The following is a 25,609-nucleotide window of genomic DNA, read 5'->3' as shown; positions in this document are numbered from 1 at the left end:
CCACGCGAGACTCCCCCGCCCGACGGTGCCCGTCGGCCGCCCGTCGGCTGCCAGCCGGCGGTCCGCGGCCGGCGTCACCCCCGCTCGGGCAGGGTGCGCCCGAACATCTGCGCGGTGTCGCGGGCGCTGGGCGTGCCGGCGTCGGGGTCGGCGCCCGCGGCGACGAGCGCCGCGACCACGTCGTCCGAGCCCTTGAAGACGGCGCCCGCCAGCGGGGACTGGCCGCGCGCGTTGACCCGGTCCACGTCGGCGCCCCGCTCGGCGAGACCGCGCACCAGGGCGGCGTGCCCGTGGTACGCCGCCAGCATGAGCAGGGTGTTCCCCGCCGCGTCGGCGTGGTCGGCCGGGACGCCGGCGTCGACGAACTCCAGGAGCAGGTCGGCGCCCGCGCGGGCGAGGTCGAACATCTGGTCCAGGTCCACCGGCAGCTTGTCGGCGGGCGGCGTCTCGTCGGTCATGCGCGCGAATCTACCGGGCGGAGGTCCCGGTCCGGGTCGATGCTGGGGACGGGAGCCGTGGAGGAGGTCGACCATGACGACGTACCGGTGGCGCGGGCTCGGGACCGGCAGCGTCGAGCACCTCGACCTGCTCGCGCGCGACGACAGGGTCCGCGCCCGCTCCGTCGTCGACCTCGGGCCCGTGCGGCTCGAGTACGCGATGGAGCTCGGCACGGAGCAGGGCGACGCGTGGACGTTCCGGGTGCTGAGGCTGCGGTCGTCGGACGGCCGCCAGCTCGACCTGAGCCGGGAGGACGACGACGACGACTGGCGGGTGGACGGCGCCGCCCGGCCCGACCTCGCCGATGCCGTGGACGTGGACCTGTCGTTCAGCCCGTTCACGAACACGTTGCCGATCCGCCGCCTCGACCTCGCGGTCGGGGCGGCGGCCGACATCGTCACGGCGTACGTCGACGGGGAGTCCTTCGAGGTCTCGCCCGACCCGCAGCGGTACACCCGGGTGGACACCGACCGATACGTCTACGAGTCCCGCGACGGCGACTTCCACCGCGAGATCTCGGTCGACGCGGACGGCCTCGTCGTCGACTATCCCGGGCTGTTCTCCCGCGTCGCCGACGGCGGCTGAGCCGTCAGGCGGCGGCGATCTCCCGGCCCGGCCCGAACACCTCGTGGTGGATGCGGTCGGCGGTGACGCCGCGCCCGAGGAGCGCGGACTGGACGACGGTCATGAAGGGCGCCGGACCGCAGAGGTAGGCGTCGGCGTCGTGGGGGACGTCGACCCCGTCCAGGTCGATGTATCCCGAGCGCAGCCGCTCCTGCACCGGCCGGGTGCCGAGGTCCTCGTACCAGCGGTGCAGCTCGGCCGTCGGGAGGTCGTCGACGAGCGCGCGGAGCTCAGCGCGGTGCGCGTGCCGCGCGGGCGAGCGGTCGGCGTGCAGCACCACGACGCGGCGCGTGGCGCCGACGTCGCGCAGGTGGTGCAGGAAGCCGATCATCGGCGTGATGCCGATGCCGGCCGAGACCAGCACCAGCGGGTTCTCCCCCTCGACCAGGGTGAGCTCGCCGAACGGGGTCGAGACCTCGAGGGCGTCGCCCTCGAAGACGTTGTCGTGCAGGTGGTTGGAGACCTCGCCGGCGGGCGTGACCCCCGCCGGGTCGAGCCCGGGGAGGATCGCCTTCACCGAGACGGCCCAGGCGCCGGGCGACCCGGCGCCCGTGAGGCTGTACTGGCGGATCTGCCGCGCGCCGTCGGGCAGGGTGACGGCCACCGAGACGTACTGCCCGGGGCGTGCGACGGGGAGCGGGGCGCCGTCCGAGGAGACGAGCTCGAGCGAGATCGTGTCGGGCGACTGCTGCACCCGACGGCGGACGTAGACGGTGCGCCAGACGTCGCCGGGCGCCACCCCCGCCTCGGCGTACAGCCCGAGCTCGATCTCGACGAGCGCGTCGGCCATGTCCCAGTAGACCTCGTCCCACGCCGCCGCGACCTCGGGCGTGACGGCGTCGCCGAGCACCTCGACGATGGCGGCGAACAGGTGCTCGTGCACGATCGGGTACTGCTCCGGGAGGATCCCGAGCGAGGCGTGCTTGTGCGCGATCCGGGCCAGGACGGCGCGCGGGTCCGGGCCGTCGTCGACGAGGAGGGTCGCGTAGGCGGCGATGGCCCCGGCGAGGGCCCGCTGCTGGTCGCCGCGGGCCTGGTTGCCCCGGTTGAACAGGTCGCGCTCCAGCTCGGGGTGCGCGGCGAACATGCGCCGGTAGAAGATCGGCGTGATGTCGCCGATCGCTCCGCCGATCGCGGGCAGCGTGGCGCGGACGACGGCGGCGGACTCGGGGGTGAGCATGCGTGACTCTCCTGTCTCTTCCTTCGGGGGTCTCCACGTGCGGGCGGGTGCGCCCGGCGCGGACGTCAGCCGGGCGGGCGCGCACCGATGGTGAGCAGCAGGTCCCGGGTGGGTGCGGCGGAGACGTCGGCGATCGTCACCGGGTCGAGGGCCGCGAAGAAGGCCTCGCGGGCGCGGGCGAGGGCCCCGCGCAGCCGGCAGCCGCCGCGCAGCGGGCACGGGTTCGCGCCCTCGCACTCGACGACCTCGCCGTCGCCCTCGAGGGCGCGCGCGACGAACCCGACGGACAGGTCGCGAGCGCCGTCCGCGAGGCGCAGCCCCCCGGCCCGGCCGCGGCGGGCCTCGACGACGCCGAGGTGGCCCAGCCGCGTGACGACCTTCGCGGCGTGCGTCGCCGGCACGTTCAGCTGCTCGGCGAGCGCGCGCGTCGTCGCCGTCCGCTCGGCGTCGAGCACGGCGAGGCGCATGACGATCCGCAGGCCGAGGTCGGTGAAGGCGGTGAGCTGCACACCCGCAGGCTAGCGAAATCGGAATCTTGGATGCGTCTTTTGTGGTGTGGGAAGTTCCACACTCCGCCGGTGGCCTCTCGCGGAGCCACCGCGAGCCGCCCGTGGGGCTCAGCCCGCGCGGGCGGACGACGTCGCGGCGACGGTGAACCCGCCGCCGAACGCGTCCGTGAACCACCGCAGCAGCGGCGGGCGCGACGTGGCCGCCAGCCCGACCTGCGCCGTCCGCCCGTCCGCCGACGTCGCCTCCACGAGGCGCAGGCCGTCGAGCCCCTGCGCCTCCCCCGGGTGCGCGGCGAGGTAGTCGCGCACCGACTCCTCGACGTCGGCGTCGGTGAGCGTGAGCACGGCCTCCCCCTGCGAGGACGCCGTGCCGTCGTAGAACCGCTCCGGGGGCACGGCGTCGGCCGCGTCGGCCGCGACGGCGTCCGCGAGGTCGTAGAGGTGCTTGCGGTCGAGGTGCACGGCGGTCGCCGACGCCACCGTGCCGACCAGCATCAGCGCCAACGCCACCACGCCGGCCGTGAGCAGCATGATCCGGCCGTCCTCCGGTCCGGGCCCGGCCTGCGTGCCGCCCTGCGGGCGTCGCCGGGTCACGACCGCGCCGTCGCGTACTCGTCGACCGTCGCGACGTGCGTCGCGGTGACAGGGATCTCCAGCGGCAGCCAGCCGCGCAGCGACTCGGGCACGAACGGCAGCGGCACCGCCAGCCGTGCCCGCACCCCCACCGTCGCTCCCGGCGTGAGGCACGGGTCGGCCGAGCACTCCAGGGACACGGAACCGTCGGCGACGGCGAAGCCCTGGTCGCCGAACGCGATCCCGGCCGCCGCCCGGGCCCGCTCCGCGCCCGACGCGGAGGAGTCGGCCGTCACCATCGCCCGGCCCGCCTCCCGCGCCGCGCCCTCGACGGCGAACGCCCCGGCCTGCACCTGCGCGACCGTGAGCACCAGGTACACCAGCGGCACCAGGAGCAGCACCGCCGTGCCGAGGAACTCCACCAGCGCGGCGCCCGCCTCGGGGTCGGGCCCCTCGGGCTCCTGTCCCGGTTGCGCCCGCTGCCCGCGCGACGGCCGCTGCCCCGGCGCGCTCACGCCTCCTCCAGCGCGTGGCCCTGGAGCGTGAGCACCCCGGACGGTCCGATCAGGCCGACCACCGGGAGCGGCACCTGCACCGTCACCTCCACGACGTCGAGGCCGTCCTGCACGGCGCGGCGCACCGAGACGTCGTCGGCGTACCGGGACCCGAGCGCGGCGGTCAGCAGCTCCTGCGTCCGGGCGGCACCGTTCGCCAGGTCGCGGTCGGCGCGCGCGGCCACGCGCGCACCCTCCGCGGCGGCGTCGATCGCGAGCGCGCGCACGTGCATCGCCAGCGCGACCTGCACCACGGCGAGGAACAGCGCGAGCACCAGTGCGGACACCATGACGAACTCCGCGACGGCGGATCCCCGCTCGCCGTCCCGCCCCGTGGCAGGCGCAGACGTGGCAGGCGCCGAGGTGACAGGCGCGGGCACGGCCGGTGCCGTCACGTGCTGCCCTCCTCGACCGGCGGCGCCCAACCGGGACGCGGGATGAGGCAGAACGGGTGACCGGCGGGGTCGGCGTACACGTCGCCCTCCCCCGCGCCCGGCGCGGCGGCGGTGAGCCGGCGGGCACCGAGCGCGAGCACGCGCGCGTGCGCGTCCGCCACGTCGTCGACCATGACGTCCAGGTGCATCTGCTGCGGCCGTGCCGGGTCGCCCCAGTCCGGTGCCTGGTGGTGCGGGGCGCGCTGGAACGCGAGGCCGGAGTGCCGGTCGCTGCGCGCCACCACGACGAAGTCGTCGTCCGCGTACGTCACGTCCTGGCCGAGCACGGCCGACCAGAACTCCGCGAGGCCCCGCGGGTCCGGGCAGTCGATGATCAGGTGGTGCAGCCGGCCGATCGCCACGTCACGGACCCGTGACGCTCGTGATCGCCCGCGTGAACGTGTCCTCGAGCAGCGGGCCCGCGATCGCCCACAGCGCCACGACCAGCCCTGCCGTCATCAGCGTCACGAGCACCCAGCCCGGCACGTCGCCGCGCTCCGGGTCATCGGCATCAGGGCGCCCGGGCGGCAGGGTGTCGTTCTCGTCGTGCGTCTTGTCGTGCATGGTCGGTCCTTTCGGTGGCACCGCGCGGAGGCGGCGAGGTCGGATGTCGGCGCGCACGTTCACAACCCGATCTGCAGGGTGGCGAGGGACGGGAAGACGGCGAAGACGACGGTGATCGGCAGGATGAGGAAGACCACGGGCACGAGCATCGCGACCTCCTTCTTGCCACCTGCTTCCATGAGGGCCCGGCGCCCGGACTCACGCACGTCCTGCGCCTGTGCGCGCAGCACCTCGGCGAGCGGGGTGCCGCGCTCCAGCGCGACGGCGACGCCCTCGGCGAAGCGGGTGAGCGACGGCAGCCCGGTCCGGTCCGCCATGGCCGTGAGGGCGCCCGCGATGGGCGCCCCGGCGCGGACGTCGGCGAGCATCGTGGAGATCTCGCCGGACAGCTCGCCTCGAGCGGTGGCGGCGACCCGTTCGAGAGCGGGCACCGGCCCCTCGCCCGCCGTGACGGCCAGGGCGAGCAGCTCGGCGACGGTCGGGAACTCGGCGAGCATCCGCTCCTCGCGCCGGTGGACGGCGCGGCTCAGCCACTGGTCGCACAGGACGAACCCGCCGGCGCCGCACAGCAGCACGAGCGCCGCCAGCGGGACCGGTGCGGACCCGCGCGTCGCGGCGAGGAGCAGCGCGAGCACGAGCCCGCCCGCGAGCCCCAGCGCCGTCGAGACGACCTGCCGCGCCCGGAACCCCTCGACGCTCTCGCGCCAGCCCGCGCGGTCGAGCCGCCGACGCACGTCCGCGCGGGACGACCCGAGCCGTTCGAACCAGTGCGCGGCGTCCGCGACCCAGGGAGCGAGCAGCCGCTCGACCACTGGGAACGGGGTGTGGACGGGCTGCTCGCGGAGCAGGCCGGACGTGGCGTCACGAGGGCGCAGCGCCGGGGCCAGGCGCTCGTCGAGGGTCGCCCGGCGGGCACGGATCCGCGAGATCACGAGCAGGAGGCCGAGGCCACCGAGCAGCCCCACCACGGCGCCGACGCCGGAGACGCCGAGGACCGTCATCGCAGCACCCTGCCTTCCTCGGGCAGCCGCCCGATCCGACGCATCAGCCAGTACGCGAGCACCGACGTGGCCGCCCCCGCCGCGAGGACCGCGACCCCCGCCGCCGAGTTGTACGCCTGCGCCGTCTCCGGCCGCGTCGCGAGGAACGCCAGGACCACCCAGGGGCCGGCGGCCGCGAGCCGGGCGCCGTTGACCGTCCACGACTGCCGCGCCTCGAGCTCGCCCCGCGTCCGCGCGTCCTCGCGCAGGAACGACGACAGGGTGCGCAGCAGGCGGCCCAGGTCCGTGCCGCCTACCTCGCGCGTCAGCCGGAGCGCCTCCACGATCCGGTCCGCCACCGGGTCGGCGAGCCGCGCCTTGAGCAGGTCGAGGCACTCCCCGAACCGCCCGGTCGCGCGGTAGTCCGCCGCGAACCGCGCGAACGGCTCGCGGAGCTCCACCGGCCCGCGCTCGCTCAGCTGTGCCACCGCCTCCGGCAGCGAGAGCCCGGCCCGCACGCCCGACGCGAGGTGGTCGACCACCTCGGGCCAGACCTCGCGCAGGTCCCGTCGCCGCTTCCTGGCCCGCACCCGCACCAGCAGCTCGGGCGCGGCGGCCGCCATCAGCGCGAAGCAGGCCGCGATGGCGGGCGAGCGGGTCAGCGCCAGCCCGGCGAGCAGCACGACGACGCCCGCCGCCGCGCTGAGCCACCACAGCGCGGCCGGGGTCACCGACGGAGCCCCCGCCTGGACGAGCAGGTCCTGGACGGCCGCGGACCGCCCGGCACGACGCCGCGGGCGTGCGGGCGCCTCCCAGCACGACAGCCACATGCACGCCAGGCCGGCACCGAGCAGCAGCCCCACGACGACGCCCATCAGCGGCCCCCGGCCAGCAGCGCCCGGACGTCGACGCCGGCGCGCGCGAAGCGCTCCTCGCCGGGCGGGAAGCCATCGCCCCGCACCAGGTCGCCGCCCTGCTCGGCGGGCAGGCGGTGGAAGATCCCGGCGGTCTCGACCCGGTCCCCCTCGACGCGTCCCGTGACGGCCACGACCTCCCGGACCTGTCGCGCGCCGTCCGCGGCGACGTCCAGGTGCACCACCAGGTCGATCGCCGACGCCACCGTCGGGACGACGAAGCGGTCGGATACGTTCTCGCCCGCGAGCAGCGGCAGCGTGCACATCTTCGTGACCGCCTCGCGCGCCGAGTTCGCGTGCACCGTGCACATCCCGGGGATGCCGGCGTTGAGGGCCACGAGCATGTCGAAGCTCTCTGCCTCACGCACCTCGCCGATGACGATGCGGTCCGGCCGCATCCGCAGCGCCTCCTTGACCAGCCGGCGCAGCGGGATCTCGCCGGTGCCCTCCAGGCTGGGCTGCCTGCACTGCATGGCCACGTGGTCGCGGGCGGCGAAGCGCACCTCGAAGACCTCCTCGCAGGAGATCACGCGCTGCCCCGCGGGGATCGAGCCGGCGAGGGCGTTGAGCATCGTCGTCTTTCCCGCCTGGGTCGCGCCCGAGACGAGCACGTTCAGCCCGGCGCGCACCGCGGCGTCGAGGAAGGCGGCCGCGTGCGTGGTGAGTGAACCCAGCCGCACCAGGTGGTCGAGGTGGTCCGCGCGCACCAGGTGCTTGCGGATGTTGACGGCCATGTGCTCGCGCGTGACGTCGGGGATGACCACGTGCAGGCGCTCACCGCCCGGGAGCGAGGCGTCGACGAACGGGCTGCTCAGGTCGAGGCGGCGGCCGGACGCCTTGAGCATCCGCTCCACGAGGTCGCGCACCTGGACGGCGGTGAGGATCGTCGTCGTGAGCTCGGGGACGCCGCGCCGGGCGACGAACACCTTGGCGGGAGAGTTGATCCAGGACTCACCATCGAGGCCCATCTACCAACGGTACGCGCAAACAGCGTTGGAATTTCGCCATTCCTACGTTGGTGAGCACCAACAGAACCCGGGCGCGCTCGAACCTCTTGCGGACTGACTGCGGACTGGCTGCGGACTGGCTGCCGGACTGTCCACCTTCATCCTTCCCGTCGGGCAAGCCCCGCGGGCACAGTGGCCCGATGGCACTCATCGAGACCCTCGACAGCATCCGTGACGCGATCCTCGACTCGGGCGGCGAGGAGATTCCGTACCTCGAGGACGGCAGGATGCCGCCCTGGTTCGGCCATGCCGTCTCGGATGTGGCCCTAGCCCTGGACGACGCCGGCATCCGGTTCACGAACGTGGCCATCACCTACTCCGACGGAGGCAACGGATATGCCGTCGTTATCCACCTGTTCACTGACGACCTCCTCGTGACGGTCTCAGCCGGCAGCGATGCGGGCCGCGCTCGGACTACGACCGTCCGGCCGCGGTGCGGCCTCGTGTCAATGGAGGTCCAGGCCGGAGCGAGTGCGCTCGGCCCCGCGGCCGAGCATGGCCAGTGGCCCGGCGCGGTCGCGCTTCTGCTCAGGTACGACGACGGCGCTGAGGTGAAGCTGCCGGGAACGGTCCGTAGTCAGCCGCCAAGCAGGTACCAGGAGATCTACAAGCTCGTCGAGTCTCTTCGGCGGGACCTAGCTCAGTAGCGCACGACCCGGCGGCGGGCGCGGGAGTCAACTGGCCCTTGCAGTGTGCGGCTGCGCTGCGGGAGGCTCCGCACCATGATCGTCGACGAGTTGCCCCGCGCTCTCATGGCCGAGTCGTACTCCTATCAGACGGCCGCGCTCGCCACTGGCGTCTCACGGGACGTCATCATCCGCGCCGTCCGCGCGGGCGACCTCGTCGTCAGCCGACCCGAGGTCGACGGCCGCCCCATCGCGAAGCCGCTGATCCCCCGTGCCGAGCTGCACGCGTGGATCGAGCGAGGACGACGGAACGCATGACCTTCCCGTTCATCTCGGCGGACCTGCAGACGTCCGCCGAGGCCGTCGGTGCCTCGCCCCGGGAGTTGCAGCGCGCGATCTCGCGCGGCGACCACCGTCGCGCACTACGTCGGCTCGCGGGCGTCGAAGCCCGTCATCCTCGCGGCCGACCTGGCCGAGTGGGTCGCGTCGCTTCCCACGGTCTCCGGTCGCGAGAGCCGCCAACGGAAATGACGTCCCTCATGACGACACCGGAGTCAGCGGCCTACCTCGGCGTCAAGGAGTCCTGGCTCCGCGACCACCCCGAGGTGCCGCGCGTGAAGCTCGGCCGGCTCGTCCGGTACCGCGTCTCCGACCTCGAGGCGTGGCTCGACACCAAACGCGCCGGTCCCCCTAGGTCGGGCGTCTCCTCGCGCTCGCGAAGGTCTTCAAGGTCTTCCAGGTAGGTGCGGCGGCGGCTAGCGTGAGGGCATGCCAACGACGACATGGACGAGCCAGGCTTGGTGCAGCGCCTGTCAGAAAAACGTCACGGTGCACTGGACCCGGATCCACCAGGAGAACGCCAACGGCCAGGCGGTGGTCGACCTGACGGAAGGGCGGGACGAGGCGAACCACGAGTTCCGCTAGGGAACGGCGGGAGCGCTGCGACCCCGCTCGAGGCTTCGTCGCGGCCAGCGTTGGCGGCATCCGCGCGCCGTCGCTTCAGACGGAGGCGCGCGAACTCCACGGCAGCCTCGATGACGACGGCCCCCATCGCGCAGGCGAGAATGACCCGCATCGCGGTCCAGCCTGCCGCTGCGCCGGCAACGCCTCCGAGGCGCCAAATTCAGACCAGCGACGTCTGACCTACTCCGCTACGACCGCTTCGTCGTCGGTATTCAGGCTCAGCCGGAAGCTTCCAGCGCGCAGCAGTCCCAGCACAGGTGCGTCTACCCCGAGGCGTGTTGCAGTCGTCTGGATCGCCTCCCGCAGGTATGGGAAGACCGCCATCACACCAGCTCGTTCGACGAACTCTTGGACCACGTCCTCCTCGAGGTGCAGCGGCTCCGAAAACGAGTACGTTGCTCCGATGTCAGCCAAAAGGTCTGCCTCAGTCGTAAGCACCTGAACCCGAGCCCGCGTCTCCAGCTCGCCCAGTTCCTTCCGAACCAGCACGTTGAAGTTACTGGCGCAGTCTTCCTCTGGGCGCGCCTCATCGCTAGGCAGACGACGGCCGTGCACCTCGTAGGTCGTTGTTGATGTCAACTCTGCAAATGGGAGCAAATCAGCCGCGGTGCGGACCTGGCGCAACTGGTCGTTCATGCGCCGAGGGCAAAGTCAGTTCGCATGTTCGTCGGCGCCTCCAGGAGCATCTGATGGACCTGGCTGTCCCACCCGCCAACCACGAAATGGGCGGGGGTTGAAACCGTCTCCCAGCCGTCCGTCTCAACGGTGAGGCCCGGCGTGCACACGCGGTGGTCCACCTGAGCACCCACAGCGAGGGCGTACCGGCGGATGGTCGAGAGCCGCGGATCGTTGTCGTGGCGCTCGAACGAGGCTACCGACGACTGCTTGATGCCGAGCAGCTCGGCTACCTGTCGTTGGCTCAGACCTGCCGAGACTCGCGCGTTGATCAGAGCGCGCCGCATCGTTTCATCGGCAGCAGCCAGGGCGGTGGCGAGTTCGATCAGCTCCTCGCGGGTGCGGGCATGGCCGGCGTTGGCGGGGGCGTCCATAGACTTGACTCTATCAGTCGCCCAGACAGTCCCCGCAACCGCGGGTGTGCCCCCAGCGGTGATCTTCACCCGCTTCGTACCGGGCCGCCGCGAGTTCCATCTCCACGTTCTGCCGCTGGTTGATCTCGGTGGACGACGCGAACCGGTCAGTGTCCTTGCGGTGGAATCTCAGTGCAACGAGGTCAGGACTTCGGCCGGGCTCGGCGTGGTACAGCCGGTACTCCCCCATGCGCTTGAACTTCCACTTCATCTCCCAGAGCTCCGGCTGGCTCCGCACCGGGCAGAACTCATCCGGGTCGTCGGCCAGGTGGCCCAGGCCTGCTGCCCGCATTCGGCCGAAGACGTCGCCTACGAGTCCCGCTGCCTGCATGGGTGTTCGAGCAGCGTCGTACAGCGCGTCCACGATCTCGTTCCGGACCGACGTCGACTCGAACGGCGAGCTGTGGAAATGGAACTCGCGAGCATGTTCGGTTGGCTGGGTGCAGAGGCTGTCACTCGCAGACCGCCCATCCGTGCTCGGCATGACGGGAATCTAGCAACGCCGACCGACACGCGTCCTCGATCTGTCCGAGGTTGGGGATAGTTCACCCGGGCTGCGGTCCACACCTCGTCTCAGTCCTCGTCGCCGGATCCGACCAACCCGTGCCTGATTGCCTCCTGCGTCGCCTCGTACTGCCGCTCGATGTACTCCTCGAGCTTGGCCCGCTCGATCCGCCAGACCTTCTTGGGGCCGACCTGGATCGCCGGGAGCTCCCCGGACCGCACGAGGGTGTAGACCTGCGCCTCGCTGATGGCCAGCTCGTCGGCGACGTTCTTCACGGACAGGAAGCGAGGCTCGGCGGTCACGTAGGCGATCCTCCCAGACGCCTGGCCAGGCGTCGCCGTACCTGGGCCTGCTGCCGGGATTCCCTTCGGACTTGACGCTCGCGGTCCTTCGCTCGCTCAACGGGCTCGTAGCCTCGACGCCTCCACCATCGCCCAGCGGAGTCCCTGAACGTGACCTCGAGTTGGACACTTGGCTCGCCGGACGGAAAGTGCGGGTTGGAACAGAGGAGCTCGACCAACCTGTCGGAATGGGGATCAACTGGGCCTCCCAGCGTCTCGAAGCCCCACGGGACGTCGACGCCCGTGCGGCCGAAGGCGCGGACGTGCGCTGGGCCGATCAACTCATCACTTCCGTTGTGCACGGCCGCAGTCACGACGCCGGCAGCCTCCAGGAGGATTTGTCGTGCTTCGGATGGTTCGCCAGCACGAACCGGTACAGACGGCACATCCCCAAAGCCGCTCACGGCACCGTGAGCGAGCATCGGTATCGTCTCCGCAGGCTCGTGCCATGACAATGCGCTCACCCGCACGTAGACCAGGCGCGCCTGCGCCCAACGTCGGCTGCGCACGTCACGGCCGTACGCAACCGCGGCAACAATGAAGGCCGCGCTCGTCCCGACGGCCGCAACCCAATCCGGCCAACTGCCGACTGTGATCATCACACCGAGACGGTACTGGCACCTAAACCCCCAGCAAGTTCGCTCGTGCGCGGGACCGGCGCTTCCGCATCTCGAGCGCCTGCAGAACCACGTAGGGGTCGTTGGCGTTGATCTCGATGTGGTCGCCGCCGGCAGACCCGGACGCGAGCTCCTTGAGCAGGTCCGTCTCATCCGGCGTCAGCACGGCCTCGGGTCGGTCCAGGAAGTTGAGCCCGACGTCGCCCGGGTTGAGCATCCCGCCGCCGTCGTACAGCTTCGGGACGATGCCGCCGGTCTTCATCGCCCAGTGGACGTGATCCCAGTGGTCGTTCCGCGGCGCACCCTTCTTGCCGAAGCGGGAGAACGCACGACCGGAGAAGAAGAGCTCAGGCGACGCCTTCCCATAGGTCGCGTAGAGCTTGTCCCACAGGGCGCCCATGTTGCTCGCGACCATGTCGATCGCGCGCCCGGCGCCATGCATCGACGGCACCCCCGTGACGGTCATCGCACCCGGACGGTAGCCGGACGTCACGCGGACGGACGGGTCGAACGCCTTGGCCGCCGCCGCCATCGCGGACAGGTTGCCCCGCAGCCCCTTGCCGCCCGAGCCGCCACCGTCCGTGGGCGACCCTGCCGTGAAGTGCTTCTTGACCGTATCGGCGAGGCCGCCGACGATCTTCGCCGGCATGGTCCCGAACGCCGCGGCGATCTCTCCACCCGGCAGCCCGGCGAGCCAGTCCTTGACCTTCGAGCCCAGCCCGCGGGTGATCGAGCCGACCGGGTCCTTGACGAACGCCCAGATGTCACCGCCGAGCTTCTTCGCCTTCTCCCACATGTCCCCCGCGAGGTTCACTCCGCCGCGCCACGCCTTCGACCACTTGTCGCCGACCCAGTTCCACACCCCTCCGTCAGCGAACGCCTGGCCGTGGCGAGCCGCGGCGTTCAGGCGCGCCACGCCGGCAGCGCCACCGACTGCGCGCGTGAACTCGGGCCGCATGATCGCCTCGCCGCCGGAGAGCGACAGGCGGCCGCCGGTCGGCGAGTAGAACTCGTGCACGTCGCGACCGGGCGTGTAGCCCGGCAGGACGCCGCCCTGGGCGAACTTGAGCAGCTTCGCCGCGGGGAGCTTGAGGCCCTGCGGCAGCTTGAGCCCGTTGACGATCGTGTTCCACCAGTGCGCGATCCCGTCGTTGTAGACGGTCCCGAGGATGAAGTTGACCGGCTTCGCGGCGATGGCCTTGAGCTTGTCCCAGATGACCTTGATGCCGTCCTTCACTTTGGTGAAGGCGGTCTTGATCGAGGTGAGCCCGTCCTTGAACTTGCCGAAGACGTTGTCCTTGATCCAGGTCCACCCGGCGCGGAGGATCGTGCCGAGGTTGCCCCAGACGGTCTTGATGACCGTCTTGATCGAGGTGAACTTGTCCTTCACCGCGCCGAGGCCGGCCTTGAGCTTCGCGAACACGTTGTCGCGGATCCAGGTCCACCCGGCGCTGATGCCCGCCTTGATCAGGTTCCACGCGCTGGTGATCTTCGTCTTCGCCGCAGTGAACGCGGTGTGCAGCGCGGTGATGACCTTTTTGATCGCCGGCCACGCGGTCTTCGTCCACCAGTCGGAGACGGCCTTGATCGCCGTCTTGATGCCGGCCCACGCTGCGGCGACGATCGCCTTCCCGGTCTTCGTCTTCGTGAAGAACCAGACCAGCACACCGACCAGAGCCGTCACGGCGGTGATGATGAGGCCGATGGGGTTCGCCTTCATCGCCACGTTGAGCACGCGCTGTGCGACCGCAGCCACCTTGGTCGCCGTTGCCCAGGCCTTCGTGACGGCCGCGTGCACCTTGAGGGCCGTCGAGTGGACGACGACGCCCGTCTTCCAGGCGGCCCACGCGCCGACGAGGGTGAGCACGAGGGTCTTGTGCTCGCCGACCCACGTCGTCACGTTCTTGATGACGCCGCCGACGTTCGACATGACGCCGGCGAACCCCTCGCCGGAGCCCTTGCCGTCCTGGAAGCCCTGGATCAGCGCGAGCAGCCCGTCGGACGCGAACGTCTGGATCGACCGCTTCCAGCCCTCGATCTTCGACCCGAGGTTGTCGTTGAGGGTGTCGCCCATCTCCTTCGCGGCACCCTTGGTGTCCTTGAGCGCCGTCTTGCTGGACGTCAGCGAGTCGAGGAACTTCGGGATGTCCTTCGTGCCCAGGTCCTCGAGCGGCGTGCCGAACAGGGCGAGGGCGGCCTGCGACCGCTCGGTCGGGTCCTTGATCCCCTTGACGCCCTCGACGATCTTCGTGAACGCGCCGTTCGCGCGGTCCCCGCCGGCGAGAAGGTCGTCCGTGGTCTTGCCCGCGTTGAGCCCGATCGCGTCGTACGCAGCGACCGTCGCCTTCGACATGTCGGTGCCACGGATCGTGAACTCCTTGATGGCGTCACCCATCTTGTCGATGCCGTACTGGCCGTTCTCAGACGCCGACACGAGCAGGCCCATGGTCTGCTCACCGGTCAGCCCCAGCGCGGAGAACGAGTCCGAGTACTCCTGCGTGGCATCCATGACCTCGCCGCGCAGCGACTTCGGCACCTGCTGCAGCGATGCCGTGATGAGGTCCATCGCCGCCGTCGCGTTCGGCGCGAGGCCGGTCTTCATGAGGATGCCCGCGTTGGTGGCCGCCTGCTCCACGTCCACGTCGAACGCGGTCGCGATGTTCAGTGCCGCCTCGGTGACCGCCTTGAGCTTCTTCGGGGACGCCGAGCTCATGCCCTCGATCGAGCTCATGACGTTCTCGACGGCGTCCGTGGTGTCGCCCATGGACTCGCCGTACGCGTTCGCGTACAGCTGCCCCGCGACCTTGCCCGCAGTACGCGACTGCTTCTGCGTCAGGCCGAGGGAGGCGGCGGTCTTGTCGCCGAGCTTCTCCTTCTCGAGCGCGTCGCCGAACGCGACCGCCACGCCGGCGCCGATACCCGCGATGCCGAGCGCGGCGACCCCCGCCTTGAGCGCCTTGCCGATGCCGGCCGACATCTTGCCGCCGGCCTTCTCGCCTGCGCCCGCGGCCTGCTTCTGCACTGTCGGCGAGCCCAGCTGCTGCCCGATGAGCTTCTCGTTGCCCCGCAGGCTGGGCAGGAGGGCGATGTACGCGCTCGCGATTTCGGCCATCAGGCCAGCCCCTCGCGGCGGAGGATCTCGTCGAGCATGACGTCGACGCCCACCATCGGGGCATCGGCGTGCTCGATCTCGTCGGCCGCGGCCCGCAGCACACGAGCTGTCTCTGCAGCGTCCCCGGTCGCCTCCACGATCGAACCGTGGAGAAGGCTCACCAGGACCGTGGACAGCCACTGCGCCTGAGCGAGCTCCGTGTCATTGATGAGGCGGAGCGCCGTGGGCTCGTCGCCGTCGGCCAGCGCCCGCAGGATCTGCGCCGCTCGCACCGCCGCCTGCTGCGCGATGTCGCTCATGTCGCCGTCGTTCGTCATCGCCACTTCACCCTCCCGCCCCCTGACCAAGGGCCTCTAGCGCCGAATACGCTCAAGCAACCGAACAGAGGAGCCCAACCATGGGATGGGAACGAGTGAGAGGCGAGTGCCCTGCCTGTGGAGCAGGGATAGAGGAGCACCGAGCTCTCGTGCGGACGCAGGCGAACCTCGTCGGTTCGTGGCATGTCACGACGCGTTGCGTGGCCAACTGCGGCTGGGAGCAGTCGCAGCCCTGACCCTGGGGCGGGTACCCCCTCCTCTGTCTCCTCCTCGCCCCCACTGGCATAGCGATATCCCCCCGCGAGGGGGGAGGGGGGTCGCTCGTGGAAAAAACGCCAGGGAGAGATCCCGCTATGCCAGAGGGGGCGAACAGGCCCAGGGGGGTGGGGGCACCTCCCCTGGGCCCGCATCCCGGTCCTCGTCTTCATCAGAGCCTCGGCGGCTTGAGGGCACTCAGCTGCAGCGTCCAGTCGAAGCTGTTGAAGTCAGCCTTCTGCGCCTTCCAGATCCGCTCGACGACGGGATCGAGCGCTGGCCTGGTGTCGAGGAAGGCGCGCAGGACGTCGCTGTACTCCAGCTCCATCGCCCGCCCAGCTGCCGCTCTGGCCAGCACCTCGTCACCGTTGCGCGTCGACCGTCGGACGAGGTCGAGAAGCTCGTCGCGCTTGTTGATCTGGCCGACCCGATCACGCGCGTCGCGCATCGAGATCGCCAGCGAAGCTGCATCCCCGGGAAGCCCAGCCGTCCCGAAGGCCCTCGCCACGTCGTCGCGGTCGGAGTAGCCGGCCTGGCCCGCCATCGTTCCGAGCTTCTCGTCGACCCCCTTCCGACGCGTGTCGTACGCCCTCGCTGCCATCTCTCGACGCGCTTCCTCGGTGTACTCCGTCTGGCTACGGATGTGGTCGTAGTCGCCCTTGGCAGCCCGCGCAGCCGAGTCGAGGACCTCCCGGACCTCGCTCCCCCTGCCCGCCTGAACGAGCGACTTGATCGCCTCCAACGTGGTCGCCATCGGATCCTCCTGTCACGCCGCCCGCGCGGCTCGGTAGTGCTCGACGTTCGCGCGGCTGATCCGGTACCGACCGGCGACCTGCTCGGCCACCAACCGGCCCTCGCGGATCGCGAGTCGAACGGCCCGGTCCGTGATGCCCAGCAGGTTCGCCGCCTGCCCCGTGCTCAACCACTGACTCGACTCTCGCGGCACTTCCGGTTCGGGGTCGACGGCACTTCCGGTGGCGGAAGTACGCCACGCCAGCGCCGCGACTCGCAGGCCGAGGAGGACGTCGTCGACCTCGGGATCCGCCCCACGGGACTTCATGCGCAAGGCGCTGAGGTTCGCTCGCGCATCCAGCCAGGCAGCTACCCGCGCAGGGACAACGACCGCTGGACCCTCGATGCCGATGACGTACCGCGAGGCGCCCGTCACGCGGCGAGCCCTCGTCGCGCAAGGTTGTCGCACGCACGGCAGCTCGGACGCCGGCCGTCAGACTTGCGTGCGTCCCGACGGAACTCCCCGGGCGCCTTCATCTCGCCGCATCGAGTGCAGGCCTTCGGACCCTCGGGGACGCGCATGAGCGGCGTGGTCCTCCTTCGACGGCGACGCGCCGAGCTCGCAGGCGTTCGGCGCTGCCCTCCACGCCTCCCTGTCTCGGTCAGCCCTCCGTAGACGCCGAGTTCTGCGGGCCACGCGAGCCCATAGGTCCGGCATGCTGCCAGCAGCGGGCATGGACCGCAGCGTTCGGCCGCATTCTGCTGATCGATCGCCTCATCCGACGTCCAGATAGCCCGCGAGACCACCGAGCCTGTGCGGCATGGCACGCGCCCTGTTGCCTCGAGCTCAGCCTCGAGCACGAGCCGCTGACGTTCACGCTCTGGCGAGATCGTGGGGGCATCCATTCAGCGCTCCTCGGCCGGCGGTCGGTAGTCGGGGCAGCCGTCGCAGCCTCGCCACACACCACGGCCGACGACAGCCTTCGTGCCGTGCGTGCGCCGGGCGTGGCCGCAGCGGCAGAGACTGCTCGGTCGCGTGCCGGCGAGGCGATCCATCGCGGTGGGCTGCTCAGTGGTCATGGGGCCTCCTCGATCGGACGTCTTGGGGTTCACACGGGCCCCCGATCCCAGGGAGATGCGGGCTGCTGCTGACGCTTCTTCGCCTCGACGAGTTCGTCGACTTCCTCGTCCAGCCGCCAGTCGTCCAGACGAGCCTCGAGGTGCCCGCGGTTGTGAAGGCTGAACACGACCTTCCGCGCCGAGCCGAGCTTGGGATCGGCCTTGAGGTGAGCCAGGAATCTCTTGCGCTCGTCCGCTTCGAGCCCGTAGGTCTCGAGCAACTCGTGGAGTTCAGATCGGCCGGCGGCGCCGTCAGCGGCCGGCGGCGGGGTTCCTTCCTGGTTCTCTCTCGGTTCGGGTACGTCTGGCGGAACGCTGGCGTCGGGAGACGGAACGCTGGCGTCGGGAGACAGAACGCTGGATTCCTCGGCGTTCCGCGAGGCGGAACGCTGGGCGTCACGCTGGGCGTCACCCGTTTGTCCCTCGGGGACCCGATCGGCACCCGATCCAGCGTTCCGCGAGGCGGAAGGCTGGCCGCCCGGCTGCAGCAGGTACCGCGTCGCCAGGTGCTGCCGTGAAGGCTCGAGGACGAAGAGCCATCCCTTGTCCTCGAGCCCTCGCAGCGCACGGTTCGCCGCGTCCCGCGACAGGCCCGTGATCTCCCGCAGCGTGTCCCCGTTCACCCACACGCCGGCGAGGCTGTCGCCGACGTACTTCCCGTAGGCGAGGGCCACCAGCCGTTCGAGCGGCTTGAGGCTGCTCAACCAGACGGCGTCCACCCACGCGTAGCGAGGAGGCTGGGGATCGTTCAACGGCCCTCCCTGGTATTCGGCCGCAGGACGCCGTCGGCGTCCCGCACGACCTCGTGACGGCCGGGCACGTGGCCCGTGGGCACCGGCAGGAGTCGCACGAGCTCGACGGACGCGGCGACCCCGCGGCGGCGAGCGCGCTCGAGTGCGCGCTCCGCCGCCGCGACGGACAGGACCAGGCGCCGGCGGCCATCGACACGCAGGAGCAGCGCGTGCCCCTCCGTCACCACGTCGGCGCCTGCGTTCACCGGTCGCTCCCCTCCCCGCGGAAGAAGTCGCCCGCGCCGATGCCGAGGACGTCCGCCATCAGCGCAACGTCCTCAGCGGTCCAGCCGTTAGGGCCGTCCAGGCGCCCGAAGAAGTCGTCGGGCTCGAGGCCGATCGCGACTCCGAGCACCCGGCCCATTGCGATGGGGTCGTCGAGGTACCGGTAGACGTTCCGCGAGATGACACCGGCGACGTCGGCGACCGCGCTCACGGCTGCCTGAGCCGCTTTCATCACTCCGACGACCTCGCGCAGCATCTCGATCAGCTGCTCGGCGCCCTCGACCGTGACCTTGTGCTCCGTGTCCAGCTCGAGCATCAGCGGTCCGACCGAGCCGTCGCGCTCCTGCCGCGCGCTCAGGACCGCGGACGCCAGCCCGATGTTCCACTCCCGCTCGATGGAGCGCCCTTCGGGGACGTCCCAGCCGCGGGCCTTGGACTCCGCGCGCTCCCTGGGGCTGGAAAAGTCGTAGACCTTCGTCGCCCAGGCGGGCGGGGCCGGCGGGGTGAAGTTCTCGGTAGCGGTACTCTGGACGGACATGACGCACTCTCCCTTGGGTGCAGGAACTGAGTAGCCGTGGCTGCGGCTCTGGTTCATCGAGGGCCGTCCGGTTGCCGCCGGGCGGCCCTCGCTCGTTGTGGCGACCATCAGGCCGTCACCTTTCGCTCCGCGTCGAACTGGGCCTCGACCCAGGCCTCGACGTCGCTGCGCCGGTAGACCACCCGGCGGCCGAGCTTCGCGCTGCGCGGCCCGGCGCCGATGTGGCGCCAGTACCGCAGGGTCGCGGCCGGGATCCCGGTCTCCTCCGAGACCTCGTCCGTCCGCATCAGCTCCCTCATGGTTGCTCCTCCCGCAACTCCGACTTGCTGTTGTAGTAATCAGGTCTACAGCACCGCCAGCACTGTTCGCAACCCATCACGGCAAGTACGGTGTCCTCATGGAGCAAATAGGCGAGGAGTTCCGGGCCCGCTATGGGCGCCGGGTCAAGGAGATCCGCGAAGCAGCGGGCATGACCCAGGCGCAACTGGCAGCCCGCTTGACCGAGCAGGGCCTGCGGGCGGGTCACACGACGATCGCCAAGATCGAGGCCGGGACACGCACGACGACTTTCGAAGAGGCCCTTGCGATCGCAGACGCCCTCGGGCAACCGGGTGTCGAGCGCTTCCTCCAAGCTGATCCCGTCGAGGATGCGCTCAAGCACCTAACTTCGCAGTTCACCTCGCTTGCGACTGCGGCACGCGAGTTCCTCGACGCGCGCAGGGCTCTTGTGGCGGCACTCGACGAGGCCGTGGCGACACCGGGATGGGTGCCGTCGGACCCGAAGCGAATCACCTGGGCACTGGGGCTCGACATGAGGCACGTGGGCTACGCGGCCGGTCGCCGCCTGGCCTCGAAGCAGGTGACAGAGATCGTCGATGCTGCCCAGTACGGCCCGCGCGACATCGATGACGAGGTCGCCAGCTCGGAGCCCTTCGAGCCCGGCACATGGCTGAGCGTCCGCCAGGAGGAGAGGATCGATGGCGAGCATCAAGAAGCGCCCTGACGGTCGCTGGCGCGCCCGGTACCGGGACGACGCCGGCAAGGAGCACGCAAAGCACTTTGATCGGAAGGTCGACGCGCAGCGCTGGCTCGACGAAGTGACCGCAGCGCTCGTCACGGGAGCCTACGCCGACCCTCGTGCCGGCCGGGTCACCTTCGATGCCTGGTGGCACCAGTGGGCATCTCGCCAGGTTTGGGAGGACACGACGTCACGATCGATGGATCTCACGCGCCGGTCGGTCACGTTCGGCGACGTACCGCTCAGGAGCTTGCGCCCGTCGCACCTCGAGGGCTGGGTGAAGGCGATGACGTCAAAGGGTCTCGCGCCTACGACGATTGCCTCGAGGATGAACGGCGTCAGGTCGGCGTTCAAGGCTGCGATCCGTGACCGACTCATCGTCGTCGATCCGTCGGTTGGTATCACGCTCCCCCGCCAGCGCCGCCGTGAGGCTGCCATGACGATCCCGACGCCTGAGCAGGTCGGCGCGATCCTCGAGGCCTCAGACCCTTACCGGCGCCCTCTGGTGTACCTCTCGGCATTCGCTGGCCTGCGACTTGGCGAAGTAGCCGCGGTCAAGGCGACCGACGTCGACTTCCTGCGCCGTCGCCTCCATGTGGCACGGCAGGTGCAGCGGCAGAAGGGCGGAGGGCTGGTCCAGCGGGCACCCAAGTACGGCTCGGAGCGCGACGTGTATCTGCCGGACTCCATCGTGCAGATGCTCGCCCAGCACCTCGAAGAGTTCGGCATCCCTCTGGGCGGCTGGCTGGTGATGGCCGGCAACTCGAGCGGGCCTCTGCCGCCGACGACGGCGCATGCCTGGTGGACTTCGATCACAAGCACGGCGGGCGTCCAGGGCATCCGGCATCACGATCTGCGGCACTTCTTTGCCTCGGGCCTCATCGCTGCGGGCTGCGACGTCGTGACGGTACAGCGCGCCCTCGGGCACTCGAGCGCGACCGTCACGTTGAACACGTACTCACATCTCTGGCCCACAGCCGAGGATCGAACCCGGGTAGCGACGGCCCACCTGGTCGAGAGCGCGGTCCCGTCGCGGCCTAGTGATGAAGGGCGAGTTCTCTAGCCTCTTCTGAGGTCTGCTCGACGGCTTCACGCACCTCCGACTGCTCCCGGTCGTCCCGTCCCTCAACAGCGAGGCTTGGGACCAGGATCGCGTAGGCAGCCAGTCCATCCCAGGTCTCCTTGACACGACGTGGCGGAGCCTTGACGAACTCCTTCGATTCTCGGAACGCGTCTAGGACATGGTCGAGCGCCTCCATCACCGAAGCGTCGGAACCTACGTCCGCGTGGCACTGGATGATTCCGTCCCAGCTCAGCGCAACTCGCGTTGCGTGCCGAAGCACCTTGGCCTCGGCCCATTCGCGTAGGTCACGAACCTTCCTGAACGGTTCGCCTTCCAGAAAGTCTCCGTCGCTTGTCGAGAACGGCGCGTAGGCCCACACTTCCAGCCGCCCGAGGTCGCCCAGGAGGCAGGTAAACAGGTATCGACGCGGACCGACGTCGAAGACGCCAACCAGAGGGTGGTCGACGTCGAGAAGCACGTCCAGCCCGGTCGCCCGGTCACTCGGGAGCCAGGGGCGCTCGCCCTTACACGGCATTACGGCCATGCGTTGAGACTCCCTCCTCGTCGAAACTCTCGTCAAAGTCATTAGAGACCGTCGGGGGCCAGTTGGCATCCTGGTGCGTGAGCGGCTCAGTGTCCGGGTACACAACCGACAGGTGAAGCGACTCCCGGAAATTTCCGGGGGTGTGAACTACCGCAAGGGCGGCGCAACGGACTTTTGCGGCGGAAGTCTGCCGCGCGCGCAACTTCTCACGCAGGCTCTCGCGCGGGGCCTTGCCTACCGACTCCTCGAAGGCCTCGATTGCGTCATGCGACCCGCGGACCAATGAGACCGCGCAGTCAGTATCGCGCTCCCTCGGTCGACAAGTGTACGTGTCGTCGATTCTCCACTGGGTCACGGTCTCGTCGTCCTTGACGCAGGTGACCGGATCTTCGCCCGGGCACGCGCACGCCCCGCTCGCTACCGTCTTCATCGCCACCCCCACGCGGTCACCGTAGCCTCCTGCCTCGATGCTCCGGAGGCCTGAGACCGGGTGAATTGCACGCGTGCGGACTCCTTGCGGACTGAGTCGTTTCGAAGACCCGCCTACCTGCACCGATACCCGACGAGGTTGAGTTGATCCAGATCTCCTCGACCTCGGGGTCGTCGAGGTAGCGCTGCAGCGGGCCGAGTCCGCCGAGCGCGTCGACGACGGCGCGCGCGGTGCCCTGCGGGTCCGCGAGCGCCGGGACGACGCCGCGCGTGGCGCGCTCGGTGTAGTCGGCGGAGGCCTCCGCGACGAGGCGCTCCAGCCCGGCCCGGTCGCGGACGGGGTCGAGGGCTCGACGGCGCACGAGCTCGCGCACCTCGTGCTCGAGGAGCGCGGCAGCGTCGGCGGGCGCCAGCGTGTCGATCGACACTGATCTGTCCTCTCGTCGGTGCCCTCATCGGCGGCGAAAGCGGCACCAGAGTAGGGGACCCGGGCAATCGCCCGGGTCCGCCCTGTGGACAACCCGGGCGAAGGTCTCGTACCGCTACCCGGGACCGCCTCCGCGGGACGCTGCCAGAAACCCTCTGACCAGCGACGACGTCACGTCGGGCTGGTCGTAGGTGACGATGTGGCCGGCGTCTCGGATGGTGGTCAGGCGGGCGCCCGGGGCCGCCGCGGCGGCCGCGGTCAGCTCCTCGTGCCCGACGAGCGGGTCGCGGTCGCCTCGGACCCACAGCGACGGCACCCGGAGCCCCGGCAGGCGGGGCAGGTGGTCGAGCGCCATGCCGAACGGCCCGTAGGCACGGACCATCCAGTCGTCCAGGGCGGGCTCCCCGTGGGCCGCCTTCGCCCGAGCCTCCTGGACGACGAGCGCGACTATCTCCTCGAAGCCCTCCGTGGACTCGCCTGCCACGAGGTTGTCCGCCATCGACCGGCGCACCACGGCGGGCCGCCGCGCCAGCCAGCGACCGGTGAGGCGCAGCAGGCCGGGCGTGCGCAGCGCGAGCCAGGTGACCAGCTGGGCGCGGCGGCGCCGGCCGATGCCTCCCGGCCCGATCGCCACGAGCGCGTCCACGCGCTCCGGGTGGTCCAGGGCGAACCCCACCGCGATGCCGGCCCCCAGGGACAGCCCCACCAGCGCGACGCGCTCCAGCCCGAGGGCGTCCAGCAGGTCGCCGAGGAAGGCGCGGTAGAACGCGTCGTCGAGCAGCCCCTCCCACGGGCGACTGCCACCGTGCCGCGGCAGGTCGACGAGGTGCACCCGGTGGTCCGCCGCGAGGTCGCCCGCGACATGGCGCCACACCCCTGCCGCCGTGTCGAGCATGCCGCCGTGCAGCAGCAGCACCGGCGGCCCGGTGTCGCCGGCGCGGTAGTGGCGCACGGGCCCGCCGGCGACGGTCAGGTCGGTCCAGGTGGCGAAGACGCCCGCCACGGCACGGTCGGTCACGGTTCCTCCAGGAGGTCGAGCTGGCGGTCGAGGCGGGCGAGGAGGCCGAGCTGCGCGGCGCGGGCGGCCTCCGGGTCGACGGGTCGGTCGGCGGCGAGACCGCGGCCGACGAGGTCGGCGAAGAGCGCGACCGCGGCGCGCAGCGCGTCGTCCGACGTCGCGCCGAGCGTGCCCGGCGCGTGCACCAGTCCGACGCCGAAGATCCCGAGCACGCGCACGACCCCCTCGGTGGGGACGGCGGGGTCCACGACGCCCGCGTCCTGCAGCCGCGCGACGTACTCGGCCAGCCACCCGAACCGCTCCGCGTACCGGTCGCCCCCGGCACCGCCGGCCACGTCGCGCACATGGTCGCCGAGCAGCGACGCGTCGCCGACGTACAGCGCCCGCATGAGGGGGTCGGCCAGCAGCGCCTCCATGCCGAACCGGTACACGGCGGGCAGGTCGACCGGCCCGTCGGCCTCGACGACGCGACGCCGCACCTCGGCGGTGAGGTCCCGGGTGCTGCGCCGCAGGACGGCGTCGAGGATCGCGGCCTTGTCGGGGAGCTCCAGGTAGACGGCGCCCTTGCCGATGCCGGCTCGTGCAGCGACGTCGGCGACGGTCGTACGGGGCCAGCCGTTCTCGAGGATCAGGTCGCGGGCGGCGTCGAGGATGCGCGCGCGACGGTCGGGGACGAGCGGACGGGGCACGAGCACCTCCGTAGTGACCAAGCAGTCGATTCTGGTCACTACCATAGCCGGACACGGGCCGCACCCACGACCGGCCGGGGCTAGGGTCGAGGACCATGCCGACCTCTCCCCCGCCCGGCCGCTGGAACGACGTCGCCCGCGCGGCCGGACTGCTCGAGGCGGACGGCGCCGTCGCGCAGACGATCTTCGCGGAGATGACGGCGCTCGCCGCGCGCACCGGCGCGATCAACCTGGGGCAGGGCTTCCCCGACGTCGACGGCCCCGCGTTCATCCGCGACGCCGCCAAGGACGCGATCGACGCCGGCCGCAACCAGTACCCGCCCGGCGACGGCGTGCCGGAGCTGCGGCACGCGATCGCCGACCACCAGCGGCGCCGCTACGGGCTCGACGTCGACCCGGACGGCGAGGTGCTGGTCACCACCGGCGCCACGGAGGCGCTGGCCGCGTCGATCCTCGCGCTCGCGGGGCCGGGCGACGAGGTGATCACGCTCGAGCCGTTCTACGACTCGCACGCCGCGAGCATCGCCCTCGCCGGCGCGACGCACGTGCCCGTGGCGCTCACCGCCGAGGGCTTCCGGCTCGACGCCGCGGCCCTGCGCGCCGCGGTCACCCCGCGCACCCGGATCATCGTGCTGAACACCCCGCACAACCCCACCGGCACGGTGCTCACGCGGGCCGAGCTCGAGCAGGTCGCGGCCGTCGCGCGCGAGGCCGACGCCGTCGTCCTCACCGACGAGGTCTACGAGCACCTCACCTTCGACGACGCCGTGCACGTGCCGGTCGCGACCCTGCCGGGCATGACGGAGCGCACCCTCACGGTCTCCTCCAGCGGCAAGACGTTCAGCCTCACGGGCTGGAAGGTCGGCTGGGTGCACGGCCCCGCGGAGCTCGTCACGGCCGTGCGCACGGTGAAGCAGTTCCTCACCTACACGTCCGGCGCGCCCTTCCAGCCCGCCATCGCCCGGGCGCTCGCCGACGACGACGCGCCGCGCGCGCTGGCGGCCTCGCTCGCCTCCCGCCGCGACCTGCTGTGCGAGGGGCTCACCGCCGCCGGGTTCGACGTCGTCGTCCCGCAGGGCACCTACTTCGTCGTCGCGGACGGCGCGCACCTGCTGGAGCGGCTCGGCGCCGCCGACGGGCACGGGCTGTGCCGCCGCCTGCCCGAGCTCGCGGGCGTCGTCGGCGTGCCTGTCTCCGCGTTCTGCCGCGCCGGCTCGACGACGGCCGACGCGCTCGCCTCGCGCGTGCGGTTCACGTTCGTCAAGCGGGAGGACGTGCTGCGCGACGCCGTCGACCGCCTGGGCCGCCTCGCCCGCTGATCCCGCCACGCCGGCCCCGATCTGTTCGGCACCGCG

Annotated in this window: 37 protein-coding genes; 8 read left to right on the top strand and 29 right to left on the bottom strand. The window is 71.2% G+C overall.

What is annotated here, in order from left to right; translation table 11 throughout:
- Nucleotides 1-74: 74 nt before the first annotated feature.
- Entirely contained in the window at nucleotides 75-458 is a 384-nt protein-coding gene (locus ACFQ8T_RS12665) for an ankyrin repeat domain-containing protein (RefSeq protein WP_430546887.1), read from the bottom strand.
- Between the two features lie 73 nt (nucleotides 459-531).
- On the opposite strand from ACFQ8T_RS12665, the gene ACFQ8T_RS12660 reads away from it, so the two are divergent.
- A complete protein-coding gene (locus tag ACFQ8T_RS12660; RefSeq protein ID WP_430546886.1) occupies nucleotides 532-1,083 on the top strand; it encodes a putative glycolipid-binding domain-containing protein in 552 nt (183 codons plus the stop codon).
- A 4-nt stretch (nucleotides 1,084-1,087) separates the two neighbouring features.
- Here ACFQ8T_RS12660 and ACFQ8T_RS12655 read toward each other — a convergent pair whose 3' ends face one another.
- The 10 genes from ACFQ8T_RS12655 to ACFQ8T_RS12610 all read right to left on the bottom strand — a co-directional run bounded on the left by ACFQ8T_RS12655 (nucleotide 1,088) and on the right by ACFQ8T_RS12610 (nucleotide 7,798).
- The gene (locus ACFQ8T_RS12655; RefSeq protein ID WP_430546885.1) at nucleotides 1,088-2,302 is read right to left on the bottom strand and encodes a globin domain-containing protein; all 1,215 of its coding nucleotides are present in this window, start codon (nucleotides 2,300-2,302) and stop codon (nucleotides 1,088-1,090) included.
- A gap of 65 nt (nucleotides 2,303-2,367) precedes the next feature.
- Nucleotides 2,368-2,811 (bottom strand): RrF2 family transcriptional regulator, encoded by a 444-nt coding sequence (locus tag ACFQ8T_RS12650; RefSeq protein WP_430546884.1) that lies wholly within the window; start codon nucleotides 2,809-2,811, stop codon nucleotides 2,368-2,370.
- A 108-nt stretch (nucleotides 2,812-2,919) separates the two neighbouring features.
- The gene (locus ACFQ8T_RS12645; protein ID WP_430546883.1) at nucleotides 2,920-3,405 is read right to left on the bottom strand and encodes a hypothetical protein; all 486 of its coding nucleotides are present in this window, start codon (nucleotides 3,403-3,405) and stop codon (nucleotides 2,920-2,922) included.
- Nucleotides 3,402-3,899, bottom strand: a complete 498-nt coding sequence (locus ACFQ8T_RS12640; protein ID WP_430546882.1) for a pilus assembly protein — start codon at nucleotides 3,897-3,899, stop codon at nucleotides 3,402-3,404. The genes ACFQ8T_RS12645 and ACFQ8T_RS12640 overlap by 4 nt, the downstream gene beginning before the upstream one ends.
- Complete coding sequence (locus tag ACFQ8T_RS12635) at nucleotides 3,896-4,318, bottom strand: TadE/TadG family type IV pilus assembly protein (protein ID WP_430546954.1); 423 nt, start codon at nucleotides 4,316-4,318, stop codon at nucleotides 3,896-3,898. Before ACFQ8T_RS12635 ends, ACFQ8T_RS12640 begins: the two co-directional genes overlap by 4 nt.
- Nucleotides 4,319-4,329: 11 nt before the next feature.
- Nucleotides 4,330-4,734 carry a VOC family protein gene (locus ACFQ8T_RS12630; RefSeq protein ID WP_430546881.1) on the bottom strand — a complete coding sequence of 135 codons (405 nt, stop codon included), beginning with the start codon at nucleotides 4,732-4,734 and terminating at the stop codon, nucleotides 4,330-4,332.
- 1 nt (nucleotide 4,735) lies between these two features.
- Nucleotides 4,736-4,936, bottom strand: coding sequence for a hypothetical protein (locus ACFQ8T_RS12625; protein WP_430546880.1), 201 nt, complete (start codon nucleotides 4,934-4,936; stop codon nucleotides 4,736-4,738).
- A gap of 59 nt (nucleotides 4,937-4,995) precedes the next feature.
- Nucleotides 4,996-5,937, bottom strand: coding sequence for a type II secretion system F family protein (locus tag ACFQ8T_RS12620; protein ID WP_430546879.1), 942 nt, complete (start codon nucleotides 5,935-5,937; stop codon nucleotides 4,996-4,998).
- The gene (locus ACFQ8T_RS12615; protein WP_430546878.1) at nucleotides 5,934-6,791 is read right to left on the bottom strand and encodes a type II secretion system F family protein; all 858 of its coding nucleotides are present in this window, start codon (nucleotides 6,789-6,791) and stop codon (nucleotides 5,934-5,936) included. Before ACFQ8T_RS12615 ends, ACFQ8T_RS12620 begins: the two co-directional genes overlap by 4 nt.
- On the bottom strand, nucleotides 6,791-7,798 hold the full coding sequence (locus ACFQ8T_RS12610; protein ID WP_430546877.1) for a CpaF family protein: 1,008 nt from the start codon (nucleotides 7,796-7,798) through the stop codon (nucleotides 6,791-6,793). Before ACFQ8T_RS12610 ends, ACFQ8T_RS12615 begins: the two co-directional genes overlap by 1 nt.
- Nucleotides 7,799-7,977: 179 nt before the next feature.
- Here ACFQ8T_RS12610 and ACFQ8T_RS12605 point away from each other — a divergent pair, with 179 nt between their 5' ends.
- The 4 genes from ACFQ8T_RS12605 to ACFQ8T_RS12590 all read left to right on the top strand — a co-directional run bounded on the left by ACFQ8T_RS12605 (nucleotide 7,978) and on the right by ACFQ8T_RS12590 (nucleotide 9,387).
- Complete coding sequence (locus tag ACFQ8T_RS12605; protein ID WP_430546876.1) at nucleotides 7,978-8,484, top strand: hypothetical protein; 507 nt, start codon at nucleotides 7,978-7,980, stop codon at nucleotides 8,482-8,484.
- Nucleotides 8,485-8,559: 75 nt separating this feature from the next.
- A complete protein-coding gene (locus ACFQ8T_RS12600; RefSeq protein ID WP_430546875.1) occupies nucleotides 8,560-8,781 on the top strand; it encodes a hypothetical protein in 222 nt (73 codons plus the stop codon).
- On the top strand, nucleotides 8,778-9,206 hold the full coding sequence (locus ACFQ8T_RS12595) for a helix-turn-helix domain-containing protein (protein WP_430546874.1): 429 nt from the start codon (nucleotides 8,778-8,780) through the stop codon (nucleotides 9,204-9,206). Before ACFQ8T_RS12600 ends, ACFQ8T_RS12595 begins: the two co-directional genes overlap by 4 nt.
- Nucleotides 9,207-9,231: 25 nt before the next feature.
- Nucleotides 9,232-9,387, top strand: coding sequence for a hypothetical protein (locus ACFQ8T_RS12590; RefSeq protein ID WP_430546873.1), 156 nt, complete (start codon nucleotides 9,232-9,234; stop codon nucleotides 9,385-9,387).
- 219 nt (nucleotides 9,388-9,606) lie between these two features.
- Here ACFQ8T_RS12590 and ACFQ8T_RS12585 read toward each other — a convergent pair whose 3' ends face one another.
- The 14 genes from ACFQ8T_RS12585 to ACFQ8T_RS12520 all read right to left on the bottom strand — a co-directional run bounded on the left by ACFQ8T_RS12585 (nucleotide 9,607) and on the right by ACFQ8T_RS12520 (nucleotide 19,365).
- Entirely contained in the window at nucleotides 9,607-10,062 is a 456-nt protein-coding gene (locus ACFQ8T_RS12585) for a hypothetical protein (protein WP_430546872.1), read from the bottom strand.
- Nucleotides 10,059-10,475, bottom strand: a complete 417-nt coding sequence (locus ACFQ8T_RS12580) for a helix-turn-helix domain-containing protein (RefSeq protein WP_430546871.1) — start codon at nucleotides 10,473-10,475, stop codon at nucleotides 10,059-10,061. Before ACFQ8T_RS12580 ends, ACFQ8T_RS12585 begins: the two co-directional genes overlap by 4 nt.
- A gap of 13 nt (nucleotides 10,476-10,488) precedes the next feature.
- Nucleotides 10,489-10,998 carry a hypothetical protein gene (locus ACFQ8T_RS12575; protein ID WP_430546870.1) on the bottom strand — a complete coding sequence of 170 codons (510 nt, stop codon included), beginning with the start codon at nucleotides 10,996-10,998 and terminating at the stop codon, nucleotides 10,489-10,491.
- 89 nt (nucleotides 10,999-11,087) lie between these two features.
- Nucleotides 11,088-11,321, bottom strand: coding sequence for a helix-turn-helix domain-containing protein (locus ACFQ8T_RS12570; RefSeq protein WP_430546869.1), 234 nt, complete (start codon nucleotides 11,319-11,321; stop codon nucleotides 11,088-11,090).
- Between the two features lie 660 nt (nucleotides 11,322-11,981).
- Nucleotides 11,982-15,089 carry a phage tail tape measure protein gene (locus ACFQ8T_RS12565; protein WP_430546868.1) on the bottom strand — a complete coding sequence of 1,036 codons (3,108 nt, stop codon included), beginning with the start codon at nucleotides 15,087-15,089 and terminating at the stop codon, nucleotides 11,982-11,984.
- Nucleotides 15,089-15,388, bottom strand: coding sequence for a hypothetical protein (locus tag ACFQ8T_RS12560; RefSeq protein WP_430546867.1), 300 nt, complete (start codon nucleotides 15,386-15,388; stop codon nucleotides 15,089-15,091). Before ACFQ8T_RS12560 ends, ACFQ8T_RS12565 begins: the two co-directional genes overlap by 1 nt.
- 445 nt (nucleotides 15,389-15,833) lie before the next feature.
- Entirely contained in the window at nucleotides 15,834-16,415 is a 582-nt protein-coding gene (locus ACFQ8T_RS12555) for a hypothetical protein (RefSeq protein ID WP_430546866.1), read from the bottom strand.
- Nucleotides 16,416-16,427: 12 nt separating this feature from the next.
- Complete coding sequence (locus ACFQ8T_RS12550; RefSeq protein ID WP_430546865.1) at nucleotides 16,428-16,829, bottom strand: helix-turn-helix domain-containing protein; 402 nt, start codon at nucleotides 16,827-16,829, stop codon at nucleotides 16,428-16,430.
- Nucleotides 16,826-17,299, bottom strand: coding sequence for a WhiB family transcriptional regulator (locus ACFQ8T_RS12545; RefSeq protein ID WP_430546864.1), 474 nt, complete (start codon nucleotides 17,297-17,299; stop codon nucleotides 16,826-16,828). Before ACFQ8T_RS12545 ends, ACFQ8T_RS12550 begins: the two co-directional genes overlap by 4 nt.
- Complete coding sequence (locus ACFQ8T_RS12540) at nucleotides 17,300-17,473, bottom strand: hypothetical protein (RefSeq protein ID WP_430546863.1); 174 nt, start codon at nucleotides 17,471-17,473, stop codon at nucleotides 17,300-17,302.
- 29 nt (nucleotides 17,474-17,502) lie between these two features.
- Entirely contained in the window at nucleotides 17,503-18,264 is a 762-nt protein-coding gene (locus ACFQ8T_RS12535; protein WP_430546862.1) for a hypothetical protein, read from the bottom strand.
- On the bottom strand, nucleotides 18,261-18,509 hold the full coding sequence (locus ACFQ8T_RS12530; protein ID WP_430546861.1) for a hypothetical protein: 249 nt from the start codon (nucleotides 18,507-18,509) through the stop codon (nucleotides 18,261-18,263). Before ACFQ8T_RS12530 ends, ACFQ8T_RS12535 begins: the two co-directional genes overlap by 4 nt.
- Entirely contained in the window at nucleotides 18,506-19,066 is a 561-nt protein-coding gene (locus tag ACFQ8T_RS12525) for a hypothetical protein (protein ID WP_430546860.1), read from the bottom strand. The genes ACFQ8T_RS12530 and ACFQ8T_RS12525 overlap by 4 nt, the downstream gene beginning before the upstream one ends.
- Before the next feature lie 107 nt (nucleotides 19,067-19,173).
- Nucleotides 19,174-19,365, bottom strand: coding sequence for a helix-turn-helix transcriptional regulator (locus ACFQ8T_RS12520; RefSeq protein ID WP_430546859.1), 192 nt, complete (start codon nucleotides 19,363-19,365; stop codon nucleotides 19,174-19,176).
- Nucleotides 19,366-19,463: 98 nt separating this feature from the next.
- On the opposite strand from ACFQ8T_RS12520, the gene ACFQ8T_RS12515 reads away from it, so the two are divergent.
- Nucleotides 19,464-20,069, top strand: a complete 606-nt coding sequence (locus tag ACFQ8T_RS12515; protein WP_430546858.1) for a helix-turn-helix transcriptional regulator — start codon at nucleotides 19,464-19,466, stop codon at nucleotides 20,067-20,069.
- Nucleotides 20,044-21,147 carry a tyrosine-type recombinase/integrase gene (locus ACFQ8T_RS12510; RefSeq protein ID WP_430546857.1) on the top strand — a complete coding sequence of 368 codons (1,104 nt, stop codon included), beginning with the start codon at nucleotides 20,044-20,046 and terminating at the stop codon, nucleotides 21,145-21,147. The genes ACFQ8T_RS12515 and ACFQ8T_RS12510 overlap by 26 nt, the downstream gene beginning before the upstream one ends.
- Here ACFQ8T_RS12510 and ACFQ8T_RS12505 read toward each other — a convergent pair.
- From ACFQ8T_RS12505 to ACFQ8T_RS12490, 4 genes are all read right to left on the bottom strand, one after another.
- Complete coding sequence (locus ACFQ8T_RS12505; protein ID WP_430546856.1) at nucleotides 21,122-21,691, bottom strand: hypothetical protein; 570 nt, start codon at nucleotides 21,689-21,691, stop codon at nucleotides 21,122-21,124. The genes ACFQ8T_RS12510 and ACFQ8T_RS12505 overlap by 26 nt on opposite strands.
- Before the next feature lie 446 nt (nucleotides 21,692-22,137).
- On the bottom strand, nucleotides 22,138-22,548 hold the full coding sequence (locus tag ACFQ8T_RS12500; protein ID WP_430546855.1) for a hypothetical protein: 411 nt from the start codon (nucleotides 22,546-22,548) through the stop codon (nucleotides 22,138-22,140).
- A 114-nt stretch (nucleotides 22,549-22,662) separates the two neighbouring features.
- The gene (locus ACFQ8T_RS12495) at nucleotides 22,663-23,565 is read right to left on the bottom strand and encodes an alpha/beta fold hydrolase (RefSeq protein ID WP_430546854.1); all 903 of its coding nucleotides are present in this window, start codon (nucleotides 23,563-23,565) and stop codon (nucleotides 22,663-22,665) included.
- A complete protein-coding gene (locus tag ACFQ8T_RS12490; protein ID WP_430546853.1) occupies nucleotides 23,562-24,275 on the bottom strand; it encodes a TetR/AcrR family transcriptional regulator in 714 nt (237 codons plus the stop codon). Before ACFQ8T_RS12490 ends, ACFQ8T_RS12495 begins: the two co-directional genes overlap by 4 nt.
- Nucleotides 24,276-24,349: 74 nt before the next feature.
- On the opposite strand from ACFQ8T_RS12490, the gene ACFQ8T_RS12485 reads away from it, so the two are divergent.
- Complete coding sequence (locus ACFQ8T_RS12485; protein WP_430546852.1) at nucleotides 24,350-25,573, top strand: pyridoxal phosphate-dependent aminotransferase; 1,224 nt, start codon at nucleotides 24,350-24,352, stop codon at nucleotides 25,571-25,573.
- Nucleotides 25,574-25,609: the final 36 nt, after the last annotated feature.

The organism is Isoptericola sp. NPDC056618, assembly GCF_042792715.1.
Taxonomy (GTDB): domain Bacteria; phylum Actinomycetota; class Actinomycetes; order Actinomycetales; family Cellulomonadaceae; genus Isoptericola; species Isoptericola nanjingensis.
Note: the sequence above shows the minus strand (reverse complement) of the source record. Positions and strands in the feature narration are given on the sequence as shown.